The organism is Mangrovimonas sp. DI 80 (assembly GCF_001975575.1).
Taxonomy (GTDB): Bacteria; Bacteroidota; Bacteroidia; order Flavobacteriales; family Flavobacteriaceae; genus Mangrovimonas_A; species Mangrovimonas_A xylaniphaga.
The window spans coordinates 290,106-302,883 of the sequence record NZ_MSDT01000002.1 but is presented as its reverse complement, the minus strand read 5'-3'; the positions used below and the strand labels follow the sequence as shown (position 1 = coordinate 302,883).

8 protein-coding genes and 1 tRNA gene are annotated in these 12,778 nt (G+C 40.4%); 4 read left to right on the top strand and 5 right to left on the bottom strand.

The window, feature by feature from the left end; all coding sequences use genetic code 11:
* Window positions 1–3: 3 nt before the first annotated feature.
* Window positions 4–2,229, bottom strand: coding sequence for a BamA/TamA family outer membrane protein (locus BKM32_RS01965; protein ID WP_076662324.1), 2,226 nt, complete (start codon window positions 2,227–2,229; stop codon window positions 4–6).
* Between the two features lie 75 nt (window positions 2,230–2,304).
* Window positions 2,305–7,371: a translocation/assembly module TamB gene (locus tag BKM32_RS01960; RefSeq protein ID WP_253187374.1), complete on the bottom strand. Its 5,067-nt coding sequence runs from the start codon at window positions 7,369–7,371 to the stop codon at window positions 2,305–2,307.
* A gap of 146 nt (window positions 7,372–7,517) precedes the next feature.
* On the opposite strand from BKM32_RS01960, the gene BKM32_RS01955 reads away from it, so the two are divergent.
* Entirely contained in the window at window positions 7,518–8,129 is a 612-nt protein-coding gene (locus BKM32_RS01955; protein WP_076662322.1) for a fumarylacetoacetate hydrolase family protein, read from the top strand.
* Between the two features lie 73 nt (window positions 8,130–8,202).
* On the opposite strand, the gene BKM32_RS01950 is transcribed toward BKM32_RS01955, so the two are convergent.
* Together BKM32_RS01950 and BKM32_RS01945 are read right to left on the bottom strand one after the other, a co-directional pair.
* On the bottom strand, window positions 8,203–9,126 hold the full coding sequence (locus tag BKM32_RS01950) for a L,D-transpeptidase (RefSeq protein WP_076662321.1): 924 nt from the start codon (window positions 9,124–9,126) through the stop codon (window positions 8,203–8,205).
* A gap of 12 nt (window positions 9,127–9,138) precedes the next feature.
* Window positions 9,139–9,939, bottom strand: a complete 801-nt coding sequence (locus BKM32_RS01945) for a patatin-like phospholipase family protein (protein WP_076662320.1) — start codon at window positions 9,937–9,939, stop codon at window positions 9,139–9,141.
* Window positions 9,940–10,113: 174 nt separating this feature from the next.
* Here BKM32_RS01945 and BKM32_RS01940 point away from each other — a divergent pair, with 174 nt between their 5' ends.
* The 3 genes from BKM32_RS01940 to BKM32_RS01930 are packed head-to-tail and all read left to right on the top strand — an operon-like array spanning window position 10,114 to window position 12,622.
* On the top strand, window positions 10,114–10,866 hold the full coding sequence (locus tag BKM32_RS01940; RefSeq protein WP_371328754.1) for an MlaE family ABC transporter permease: 753 nt from the start codon (window positions 10,114–10,116) through the stop codon (window positions 10,864–10,866).
* Complete coding sequence (locus BKM32_RS01935) at window positions 10,863–11,630, top strand: ABC transporter ATP-binding protein (protein ID WP_076662318.1); 768 nt, start codon at window positions 10,863–10,865, stop codon at window positions 11,628–11,630. The genes BKM32_RS01940 and BKM32_RS01935 overlap by 4 nt, the downstream gene beginning before the upstream one ends.
* A complete protein-coding gene (locus tag BKM32_RS01930; RefSeq protein WP_076662317.1) occupies window positions 11,627–12,622 on the top strand; it encodes an MlaD family protein in 996 nt (331 codons plus the stop codon). The genes BKM32_RS01935 and BKM32_RS01930 overlap by 4 nt, the downstream gene beginning before the upstream one ends.
* Window positions 12,623–12,697: 75 nt before the next feature.
* Here BKM32_RS01930 and BKM32_RS01925 read toward each other — a convergent pair.
* Window positions 12,698–12,773: transfer RNA gene (locus BKM32_RS01925), tRNA-Phe, on the bottom strand.
* Window positions 12,774–12,778 lie beyond the last annotated feature (5 nt).

Below are 12,778 nucleotides of genomic sequence, written 5' to 3'. Positions count from 1 at the left end.
TAGTTAGAAAGGGTAGCCAATGGCGAAGTTAAAAATAGGCTCGTCAATTCTAAAATCGTAGCGTTCGCCTTCGGGTAGGGATGGGTCGTGAAATGGTGCTGCCAAATCAAATCTAACCACAAAGCCTTGGATATCAATTCGAGCGCCAATTCCGGCACCCATTCCCAATTCATTGATAAAGGAGCTGCTGAACTTTCCTCCAGGAAGGGTTTCATTTTCTTTGGAATTCCAAATGTTACCGGCATCCACAAAAACGGCTCCTTTTAAGAAGGAAATAATAGGAAAGCGATATTCAATATTGGCTTCCAACCTGATATTTCCAGCTTGATCTATATAAGTGTCGTCATTATCGGTTTCTTCACTAAAAGTTCCCGGGCCCAAAGAGCGTATTCTAAAAGCTCTAACGCTATAAGGCCCTCCTGCATAATATTGTTTCACAAAGGGGAGGATGTTTGAATTTCCGTATGCCAATCCGTAGCCGCCGAACAATCGGGTGGCAATCACCTGATGTTTTCCTATGTCCAAATGGTAATGAAAATCCAAATCTAGTTTGGCGTATTGTGCATAGGCTAGACCCAAAAAAGTTTTGGGCTGATTCTCCCCATGGTCTTTTCCAAATAAACTAATCGAATTTCCTGCAATGTCAAAAGTGGCATTAAAATAAAATTGGTGTTTGTCTTTGGCATTCACCATGCCGTTGTATGTAAAGGAATACATAAGCCCTGAAATAAACTCTTGATCAAAACTTTCCTGTAAATAAGGGTTTTCATCCAGAATCTGTTCAAATTCTGGAGAGGTGTTCAAAAGTTGGGTGTAGTTGACCGTGACAGGATTAATTTCGTGAGTCACAAACTTGTTGGCATCCCAAGTATATCCAAACTTTACATTGCCTGATAGCAGGGCGTACAAATTACTTCGGCTTAAATAGTCAAGGCCCAATGAGGTTTTGGTTTTTGGGATGGAGTATTTAAAATAATTGTCGTCAAATTTTATGGGGAAGAGCATGCGAGGGACTACCAGTTCGCTTTTGATTCCCAATTCGGTACTGTTAAGACTGTTGCTGTTGCCGCTGGCAATTTGCTTTTCAAATCCTAATTTTCCACTAACACTAAAGGTTTCGCCTCCGCTAAAAATGTTGCGGTTGGTATAGGTAATGGCCAAAGCAGGTCCCGCAAAATTATTGGATTTGGACACGGCCTGCAGTTCGGTTCTTAAACTTCGTTTGTTCAACGGCGATAAATAAATGTCGGCTTGTAAATGCCCAAGGGAATCATTGGTGAGCGAGTCTATTTCTTTGTACTGAATGTTCACATATTTATAGGCGCCTATGGTAGAGAGGCGTCTGGCGGTATTTCTAGAGTTTTGTGGGTTGTAAAGTTGCCCTTCTTCCAGAGTGACGAATGGGTCGAGGTATTTGGGCTTGAAAAACGGTTCCGTTTCTATAAAATTTTTGTTGTTGAACCTCGTAGGGTTTGAAACCAAAGAGTCCTTCTCCAAATCATAATTGGAGTAGATGTTCACCTTGGTGATTTTGTAAGGAACTTGAGCCTTTTGAGGCACTTCCTTTTTCAGTCGCAGATAAAGATCGAAGCGTTTGTTTTTGTAACGATTGGTGTCTGCTTCAAAAATTAAAAATTGAGCGTTGAAGTTGTAATAGCCTTTTTGCTTTAGTTCGGCATCAATTCTACTGCGCTCCAATTCAAAATTGGAAAGGTCAAAGCGCATGCCTTTTTTGAAAGGGGTGTTGTTAAGGGTTTTGGCAATTTCGGAATAGATGGGGTCTGAGAACGAATCCAATTCATAGCGTTCCATGGTATAAGGCGGTGCAATTCTGGTAGTATAATGGATAGAACTTTTGTAGTCTTTTTCAGTTATTTCCGAATCGGCACTACTGTAAAAGAAACCACGGTTTTCCAATCGGTTTAAGATAAGATTCCGTACTTCGGAAGGTTCAACATCCGATTGGTAGACAGGTTCTTCTCCATATTTTTTGTATAGCCACCGGTTGATAAATCCGGGATGTTTCTTTTGCATTTTATAATAATAGTATAAGCCTAGGTGCATCCCTAAAAAGGTGGAGTTAGGCTCGGGCAAAAGCACTTTTTCCAATTCGTCCTTGAGTAGGGGTTCGTTGGTAATTGTAGAATCCGATTCCATTGAAATCGTGGCACCTGTGTAAAGATGTTCGCCTTCAGGAATGTGCTTTGTAATAGAGCAGGATTGAACCATCCAAATCGATAAAAGTAGGATGTAGTAATGGCGATATTTTGAAATCGTGTTCAAGTGGATACTATACTTTATATTTTAGTTGTTGGCTTCTTTTTTTGTATTCTCATTCTTTTCATTTTCATCCTCTTTTGGTTGTGGATGGACAAGGGCGTGCCAAAATTCACTGAATTTATTAAATTCCAAGGTAAAAATTAAGGCAATGCCGCTTACCATGGTTTGGCCATCAATCACATTTTCAAATTCATTGCGTCTAAATCCTTTTATTCTATAGCGGCCATTTTTGGTGAGCATATATTCCAAGGTCACATTCCCAATGATGGGGGCTTCTTCGTCTTCGGGGTTGCTGCCCTGTATGTCAACTTCGCTTCCTACTTGTACTGTTAGCCTGTCGTTGAAAAGTTTCTTCTGTGCAGCGATATCCAATTGGGTACGGTCTTGTGGTGTACTGCCCTGATAGTCGGTGAAACTGTCCAAGCCAAAATTGAGTTCGAAACCGGTATTTCCCAAAAGCTTGTCCGAAAACATATTTAGCTGATCGGATACGGCATCGTTGAGGTTATCCCGTGCGATTGTGGCCATTCCACCGGAGCTTCCGTCACTGCCGGGTTCTGGATAAAAACGGTTTAAAACCAAAAGAGAAAACACCTGTTTGTTGAGTTCCTCTTCCTGTCGGTTTACTTGTTGGATACGTCCGTAAACCTGTCCGTCAATGGCTCCCTGTTCATCTTCGGGCATGTCGATATCAAAGGAAATGACAGGTTTCATCAGTTCGCCATCAATATTCAGAAAGACTTCAAAAGGCAATACTTCTCGGTATTTGCTTTTCACCGAAGGATCGGCGTTGGAAGTTTGGGAGGCCATTAAAGGTCCCGCTGAAGTTTTTAATTGGTACATGGCACGAATGTCCAGTTGGGCATCAAAAGGATCCCCGGACCAAGTCACGCGACTTCCTGGAGTGAGTTCAAACTTGCGGTTGACCAAATTATACAGGCTCATTTCATAATGGCCATCTGTGACGTCATAGACTCCAGAAAGATTCATTTGTCCGTTGGGTTTCATCGTAAAATTAAAGTCACCTTCACCTGAAACCATAAAGTTGTCGTTGGTGCTTTCATTGATAATAATGGTGACTGCGGCCTCTTTGTCCACCTTGATAAGGGCCTTGACATCAAAGCCTTTAACAGTAGCGGTTTTTTCTTCTTTTTGGGTTAGAATGGCATCGGGATTGTCGCGATTTACAAAAATGACTACGCCATCACGCTGTTCCATATTTACAGAAGCAGAAGGCATAATGTATTTAATATTGGTCTCTTTGCCCAAAGTTGCGGTTACGTTCAATTTAGGGATTTGAAGGTCGCCTGTTAACTTGGCCTCGGCATCAAAAACGGCTGTTCCGTATATAAGATCGTTATCCTCGCGTGAGGCATTCAATACTTGGAAATTGTCTGCCTTTAAATCTAAATTTAAAGTGGGATTGGCTAAATCGTTGGTGCCAATATCACCGGAGACGACAAGGATATTATTGTTGGCATCCTTGACGGTGAAATTGTCCATTGAAATCAGGTCGTTTTGAATTGAGACCGTTTCATTATCCATAGAAAAACTAGCATTGAACTTGGTAATTTCAAAACCAGCATCTTTAAAATTAAGTTGCCCTTGGTAATTAGGGCTTGCCGTTGGGCCATTTACTGTAAATTTTCCAGAGAGCTCGCCTTTGGTTTCAGAAATCTCGCCTAGACTAAAACCTTCCAAAGCCTTCATTTGAAATGAATTGATAGTTAAGTCTAAATCCATGGTTGGATTCGCTTCACTGGCCATATAATCCCCTTTCATATCCAAATCAACATCACCTTCCTTTAATGAAGTGGTGAAATTGTAAGCGTTGTTGCCTTGTGGAGTGGCTTCCAGGCTTAATCTCCCCAAATCGACGTCAAGGGCGTTCAGTTCTGTGATGTCCAGATTGGCAATCAATCCCATTTCTTCAAAGGGATTAACCAAAACAAGATTACCATTCAAATATCCAGAAGCAATGCTTTTGTTTGGGTTGAGGTAGCTAAGTAATTCGTTTAGGTTGAAATTGGAAAAATTAATGGCTACGTGGTCTTTAGTGATATCGGGCTGTTGATGAGTAAGCTCGACAAGTTCGTTGTTATTGCTGAGTTGAAAGTCTTGAAACTCTAACTTTTTATCACTATAACGGATGAAGTTTGATTCTGGAATGTTCCAAGCTTCTTTGTTGATGGTAAGGTTTGAGGGAATTGTCTGCAATTCTAAAATATTGGCATTCGAAGTGATTTTGGAATCGATATTTATGAGCGTCTCATCATTATCTTGAGCCAAAAACTTTAGGAGCATCTCTCCGTTTTGCTGCTTGCCGTTAAAACTGGTTTTGGGAATCGCTAATGGGCCGGTTGTAAATTCTTTAAAGTTGAGGCCGAACTCAAAATTATCCACATCGGTGTCTATGGAAAAAGCCAGGCTATCCAATTCAAAACTGCCATAGTTAATTCGTGGCGCCGAAATATTCGCATTTAAAACTTTAGCATTTTCGTTGAAATCCATGGCCATTTTAATGGTGTCAAGGTCTTTGAGGTTGACCAAAAAGACGTCGTTCATCAATGAGGACGGATTGATGGTTCCTTTGAATGTTAAGTTTACGGGACGCTCCAAAGTGTCTACCAGTCGCACGTCATCAAAAAAGTAACTTTGAATATGATGTTTTAGAGCCTTGCTAAATATTTGCGGGTTGGTGTTGGAGGCCAATTCTGCATCCAGAAGTTTGTTATGGACTTCAACCGAAGTGGTATCGATGCTTACATGTGCAATGGCATTGAGGTCACCAATTAAATAGGATTTATTGTCATAAACTACAACGCCTTCCGTAAGGTTGGAGGTTAGATCAAATGTTTCGGAATTGCCTTTGAAATCAGCTTTTAACTGAAAACCCGTGCGGATGTTCCGTTCCATAAGTCCTAAGGCATTGAGGTTGGCTCCCTTTAGGTTCAGGTCAATTGAGGCTTGTGGAGCAATGGAGTCTAAAGTGACCAATGCATTGAGGTCAAGATCGAGGTTATCGTCTTTGTATACCGAACTCACAGTGCCGCTTCCGTCTACAATGGTTCCTGAGAGTTTTAAATCGGTAATGTTGTATTGTTTTAGGGCAAATTGAGAAATAACCGCGTCGAAATTCGCATTAAATTGGTTAATGTTGTCGCCTGAGCCATCCGCTGTAATGCTTAAGCTAAGTGGCCCCAATTCCTCATTTTTTAGGAGTTCGTCCAATCTGTACTGGTCAACATTCGCTTCAACTTCAAAAGATAAACTGCTCTCATTGTTGTAATGACCATCTATGTTGGCAAGCCCTTGTGAGGAGTTGAGCTCAGCTTTGGCTATTATATCCTTTAAATTGCCTTTGACGGTTCCCGTAAGTTGTATGCTGTCTGGAAATTGAATGCCAAGAGAGTCTTCAGTTACAAATTTGATAAGGTCTGAACGGGTAGTTCCTGCCGAAAAAGAAGGAATGTCAAACTGGATACTATCCGTTTTAGTGATATTTTGAATGTTGCCTTTGGCAGTTAATTGTGTGTCTTTTCCCCAATTGATGCCAAGATCTGAAATGTTTAGTGACGCTAAGGTGCCATTCACGTTCAAGTGCCCTTTTATTGTATTTTGGCTTACAGTTTGTAAATAGGGGTTGTCTTTTAAAGTGGGTTGGAATTTAAAAATATCGTTTGGGTCTAGTTGTATTTGGGGTAGGTTTAAGTCGATGGTGGAAAGTTCTGGAGAGCTCAAGAACTGTGACAATTCAGAATAACTAATCGCTAGCGATCCCTTTAATTTGTTTTGGTTGACGCTGGCATGAAGTTGCTCAATGTTTAGACTTTGGTCATTGGCACTTAACTTCAGACCAAATTCATTTAGGTTGATTCCGGAGGCTTCCTGAAATTGGATGGTTTCCAGTTCAAGTCCTGCAGTTTTATCTTTAAGGAAGATCTCATTGGCTTTGAAGTTGACATGTTTTAAAGCCAAGGCATTGGGATTAAAGTTGTCCTTTTGAGGTGTGTTGTCTCCTGAAAAAAAGGAGAAGCTGTTGTCTTCAAACTCAATATTACCAATGTCAATATTCAGGTCTGGCCAGTTAAACTCGCTAGAATTTGTAGTGTTTGAATCAAGTTCTGTCGGTGGACTATTGTTGGTGTTAGTATGAACCACAATGTTGGATTGCTGTAAGTTGATGTCTCCAATTTTATAGGAATTGTGTGCAAGGTCAATGGCCTCTAGTTCGGTGTAAAACTTATGAATGTTGGCTTCGACCTTGATGTGACTGATGGAAGATTCGTAATTGGCAATGACGTTTCTCAGGGTAATTTCATCGGCAGCTAGAAAGGGGAGTGTGGTACTTTCCGATTCGCTGGATGGTGCTGAGTCCGTTTGAATAAAGTTGATATTGGCATCGCTGAGTGTCAATTCCGAAGCTTTAAATATCATGTCTTCCAAATTGGTGTCATCCATGTCTAGTTGAAATTCCTTAAACACAAAATGGCTCTCAATACCTGTTACAGCATCGTTGTAAACAATGTCAAAATCATTAAGATTGAGTTTGCCAAGGACTAAATTGAGTGGTTTGGTAATAGTATCTTTTGGGATTTCGTTGTCTTCTTCTGAAGCAAAAGCATCGATTAAAAATTGAAAATTGAAGCCTTCAATACTGTCGTTTCTGATAATGTTGGCTCGCAATCCATCCCATTGCAGGTCATCAACTCCAACCCCTTTTCCAGTAATCAAGGCCCAAAGGGGCATGTTAACTTCCAATGATTTGGAATAGACTAAGGTGTCGCCTTTAGGGGTTTCCAAATAGAATTGTTCCAATTGAATGTCACCATCAAATGTGACGAATAGTTTTTCAATGTCAATTTTGGTATGGGTCTTTTTGGAGATAAAATTCACGGCTTTGCCAACAATAATGTCTTGGCCCCATGGACTTCTAACAAAAAGGACGAGCAGGAAAAATAACAACAGGATACCCAAAAGCAATTTACCTAGAATGCGCAATGCTCGGTATTTCTTTTTTGGGGATGGCGTAGGTTTGTGTGCTGTCTGTGCTTCCTTCAATTGATAGATTGTTCTTACAAATGTAACCAAGTGTTAAGATACTATTTCCTTTGTAATTAATTGGTTTCTAAGGAGGAAATTAACAGGGAGGGATTATGGTTTTTAGGGATTGCTTTATTGTTTAGTGTGTGGGGAAATTCTTTATCTTGCAATGTAAATTAATTAGTAAACCACATATGAAAATAATAGGAATAGGGAAGAATTACGTAAGTGATCTTTCTGAAATGCCTTCGGAAAAAGGCATGCCCGTGATCTTTACAAAACCAGAAAGTAGTATCCTAAAATCGGGGGAGACCTTGCATTTGCCAAAAGTATCCAACGAGGTTTGGTACGAAATTGAATTGGCGTTTAGAATTGGTAAGACGTGTAAGAATGTATCTCGTGAAGAGGCTATCGATTATATTGATGGCGTTACCCTTGCTAATGATTTAACAGCTAAGGATGTATTGGCCGCTAGTAGAGAAAGCAAAGGGCCTTGGGCTTTGGCGAAAGGCTTTGATGGCGCAACGCCACTAGGGGAATTTGTGTCTATGGAAGGCTTTCAAGACTTGGGCAATATCAATTTTACTTTAGAAATCAATGGCGAGGTGGTGCAAACCGGGCATTCGTCGTTAATGATTTATTCCCTGGGAGAGGTTGTTGAAGTAGTGTCCTCATTTATGACGCTTGAACCTGGAGATGTTATTTTAACCGGAACGCCAGCTAAAGGTGTTGGATTGGTAAAATCTGGCGACCATATGCTAGCCCATTTGGAAGGTGTGAAGACCTTGGAAACGGTTGTGGCGTAAAAGCATATGAGGGATAGATTGTAAAAAGCTGAACAGATTTGTTCGGCTTTTTTGTTGGTTTTAATTCAAGGTTTTAGTCCTTTTTCTTATAAATATCCTTTAAGATCAAGGTGTCTCCTTCCTTGTTGACTGTTTCTAAATCGTATCTCACCTGAATAGGTGTACCTATAGGAGCATAGTAATAAATAATCCAAGCGTCTGATTCTCGGGTGCCAATGCAGCCATTGGAATAGGCTTTCCCTAAAGTAACCGGATTGGTGGTGGGATGGATCATTTGCCCGTATTTCTGGCCATCCAGTTGGGTTTCTGTAAATGGAATCAAGGGCAATTTAGTGACCTTGTTGTCGTCTCGTCTTGTTACAAAATATTCGTGGTTGGTGGCCGGGTTGACGTAGCGTGGATGTTTGTTGTGGGCTACAATATGACCTTCACCAGTTTTGGTTCGCAGGTCTTCAATTTTGTCGGACATCTTTAGGTACTTTGTTTCGTGTCTTCCTACTCTTACGGGAAATTCATAAAGCTCTGTTTCTCCCTCGTAAATTCGGAGTTTGAATTCGGGGATGTTCACATCTATGCGGGAGTTTTGGAACGCCGTAAGAAGGCCCTTGGCAGTTAGGGAATCTGGAACCTTAAGCGTATTTCCCCTGGGCAAGGCAATCATTTTCTTTTGGTCGTAGGTAAAAGAATCGCGTGCTTTCATTCGGTAGTAATCGGTGTTGTATAAGGTGTCGATTACCCAGGGATTGGCCCGTATTAATAGGTGTTCTGTAAGTGGGTATTTTGTTAAAGAGTCGTATTGCTTTACTAGGGAATCTACATATTGAAAATAGTTTTCAATGGTAATATTGCGATCAATCTTGATAGTCCGCCATGCTTTTTCGGTGGAAATCGTGTCTTTTCGGGTATTGAGCTGTGATAAAAAGAAATTTTTCTCTTGAAAAAGAGAGCTCTTTAACAGGATTCCGAGAATTAAAATTGCCAATACTTTATAGCTCATTTTAGGTACGTGCTACAATTGTTTGTTGTTTAGAACTAAGGCAGCTGTTTGCTGAAGGAGCGCTTCATTGTTGTTTAGAATTTCTTTTGTTCTGTGATAACCTATATTAAAAATCTCATCAACATACCTCTTATCGAAAGTGCCATATTTGCTGAGTTCTTTTGGGTACACAACCACATCGCACAAATTGAATTTACTGTAATCTTCCTGAAAGGATTTTAGTTTAATGGCGCGCTCCATGATGTGGAACATGTGCTTGACATCGGTGATGTTTATGGAGTCAATGCCATTCACGTAGCTTCCAATGATGCGGTCGCAATGGGGTTTTAATAATTCAGCAGGAAAATTATTGAGTGTCCCTCCATCAATATAATAATCGTCTTGTATTTTCACTGGGGCAAAAATCCCGGGAAAGGCTGCAGAGGCCAGTATGGGCATGATCAATTTTCCTTGGTTGAATATTTCAAGGTTGCCATCCAAAATATTGGTAGCCGTTATGCTAAGTGGTATTTGTAGCGCTTCAAAACTGTCTTCCTTTAAGTAGTTCTTGAATTCAGCATAAAACTTTTCGGTATCAATTAGGCCTGGTTTTCCTTTGGCGTACTTGGTGACGTCGAAAATTTGAAACTTTTTAAAAAAATGAAGGATATCACTCCAATGATGTCCGTAGGCATACAATGCGCCTACGATAGCACCAATACTGGTGCCTGAAATTTGTGTTGGGAAAATACCGTGTTCTTCAAGGGCTTTTATGGCGCCTATATGGGCTGCGCCTCTAACACCCCCGCCAGAAAGTACTAAACCTATGTTCATAAAATAGATGTAATGGAAAGTATTGCTTAAATATACAATGATATTTGGTTTTTTGAAATGAGAATTGTCAATGTTGATAATTGACTTACATCATATTGCGGATGCTTTCAATTTCATATCTTTAATAGATATTTGTGGGGTAATATGGTTAAATCCAGTAATATAAGTTTGCATGTGAAAGACTTTCTGATGGAGGTAGGGGATATGACTTATTTTACTTCTAGGTTTTTTAAGGAGTTGTTTAAGAAGCCTTTTGAGTTTAAAGAGCTCTTGCGGCAATGTTACAATATTGGAAATCGTTCCTTGCTGTTGGTGGTTATTACAGGCTTTATTATTGGTTTGGTTTTGACATTGCAAACACGTCCCACCTTAATGGAATTTGGCGCAGTGTCCTGGATGCCTTCTATGGTGGGGATTTCCATCGTAAGGGAAATTGGTCCCATAATTACGGCTTTGGTATGTGCAGGGAGAATAGGCTCTGGAATTGGAGCAGAGTTGGGCTCTATGCGGGTTACAGAACAGATTGATGCCATGGAAGTTTCGGGAGCCAATCCTTTTAAATATTTAGTGGTTACCCGTGTGCTGGCTGCTACCTTAATGCTGCCTATTTTGGTGATTGTTGGAGATGCTGTTGCGCTATTTGGTTCTTATTTGGTGGAGAACGTTAAAGGGAATGTGTCATTTATGTTGTATTTCAATCAGGTGTTTGATGCTCTGGAGTTTAGCGACATTTTTCCAGCGACGATAAAAACCTTTTTTTTTGGTTTGGCCATTGGGCTTGTTGGGTGTTATAAAGGGTATTTCTGTAATAAAGGAACTGAGGGTGTTGGGATGGCAGCCAATTCGGCGGTGGTCGTGACCTCTTTAATGTTATTTATTATCGACTTTGTAGCGGTTTTGGTGACTGATATTTTCTATGATTTATGATGGAGCAGAATCACATAGAAGAGTCTAGAGTGGTCTTGGAGGTGAGAGATCTTCACAAGAGCTTTGGTGATAACCATGTATTGAATGGGTTTAACATGCAGCTCTATCAAGGGGAAAATCTGGTTATTATGGGGAAGTCGGGTTCTGGGAAATCTGTAATGATAAAATGTTTGGTGGGTTTGATGGAGGCCGACAGTGGTTTTATTTCGGTGATGCACAATGATATTACGAAGTTGGACCATGAATCATTAGATATTTTAAGACGGGAAATTGGCTTTTTGTTTCAGGGTAGTGCTCTTTATGATTCCATGACGGTAAGGGAAAATCTTAAATTTCCTATGCGTTGGCATACCAAGAAGTTTGGAGGAGAGGAGAATCAAGAGAAGTTGGTTGTAGAAGCCTTGGAAAATGTTGGTTTGGCAAAGGCTATCGAGTTGATGCCTTCGGAATTATCGGGAGGAATGAAACGGCGTATTGCCTTGGCAAGGACCCTAATCATGCAGCCAAAAATCATTATTTATGATGAGCCCACCAGTGGTCTGGATCCTATTACGGCGAAGGAAATTGTTATCTTGATGCAAAAAGTGCAGAAGCAGTACAATACTTCGTCGCTAATTATTACCCATGATGTGGACTGTGCCCGGGTGATTGCTGATAGGATGGTATTGTTGATAGATGGCGTGGATTATGCGGTTGGAACTTTTGCTGAGTTGTCCAGTTCCAAAGACCCAAAAGTGAAGGCATTTTTTAAAGAAGAAGTATGAAAACGATGGATTCAAAGAAAATACAATTAGGGCTTCTTGTAGTCATAGGGTCTGTTTTATTTGTGGCAGCGGTCTATCTTATCGGGCAACGTCAGGAACTGTTCAAAAAAACATTTACCATAAGTGCACAATTCAGAAATGTCAACGGTTTAAAGAATGGAAATAATGTGCGTTATTCCGGTTTGGATATTGGTACCGTGAAAAAAGTCTATATGGTCAATGACTCTATGATACGTGTAGATATGGCTTTGGATGAAAAAATAATAGGGCACATCAGGAAAAATGCCATTGCAACCATTGGGGCTGATGGCCTTGTAGGGAATATGGTGGTGAACATCGTTCCGGGAAAGGGAAGTGCTCCCGTGGTTGATAATGGTGATATTTTAGAGTCTTATAGTAAAATAAGTGCCGATGATATTTTGAATACCTTAAGTACGACCAATGAAAATGCTGCAATTCTCACTTCGGATCTGTTAAAAATTACCAATAGAATTGTGGATGGAGAGGGGACCATTGGTGTCTTGCTAAATGATACCGTCATGGCTAAAGAATTAAAGCAAACCATTGCCAATTTAAATCTAGCCAGTAAAGGGGCGTCTGCTACCGTGAACAAATTAAATGGCTTGGTGGAAACTTTGAAAACTAATGATGAATCGGTGTTGGGAGTATTGCTGAACGATACTATTTCGGGAGAAAGGTTAAAAACAGTAGTGCAAAATATGGAAAGTTTGAGTGTGGATATGGAAAGTGTGGTTGGTAATATCAATAAAATGGTTTTGGATATTCAATCTAGTAAGGGAACCCTCAATTATATTTTAAACGACACTACTTTGGTGCGGGATTTGAAAACTTCGGCAGACAATATCAAACAGGGGACAGATAAGTTTAATGAAAACATGGAAGCGCTAAAGCACAATATATTGTTTAGGGGCTATTTTAAGAAATTGGAACGGGAACAGGAGCGAGAGGCTAAAAAAGCAAATAAAAATTGAATAGCGTTTTTGAGCTCTTTTCAATATAAAACCGTTAAAACCAAAAAACCCGAACAAAGTTGTTCGGGTTTTTGCTGGTGGTGCCTCCAGGAATCGAACCAGGGACACAAGGATTTTCAGTCCTTTGCTCTACCAACTGAGCTAAGGCACCAGTCG

Bases quoted from the DNA above. Each gene is read 5' to 3' on its own strand.
- BKM32_RS01965 (WP_076662324.1), bottom strand. From the start codon at position 2,229: ATGGTTCAATCCTGCTCTATTACAAAGCACATTCCTGAAGGCGAACAT.
- BKM32_RS01955 (WP_076662322.1), top strand. From the start codon at position 7,518: ATGAAAATAATAGGAATAGGGAAGAATTACGTAAGTGATCTTTCTGAA.
- BKM32_RS01950 (WP_076662321.1), bottom strand. From the start codon at position 9,126: ATGAGCTATAAAGTATTGGCAATTTTAATTCTCGGAATCCTGTTAAAG.
- BKM32_RS01945 (WP_076662320.1), bottom strand. From the start codon at position 9,939: ATGAACATAGGTTTAGTACTTTCTGGCGGGGGTGTTAGAGGCGCAGCC.
- BKM32_RS01935 (WP_076662318.1), top strand. From the start codon at position 10,863: ATGATGGAGCAGAATCACATAGAAGAGTCTAGAGTGGTCTTGGAGGTG.
- BKM32_RS01930 (WP_076662317.1), top strand. From the start codon at position 11,627: ATGAAAACGATGGATTCAAAGAAAATACAATTAGGGCTTCTTGTAGTC.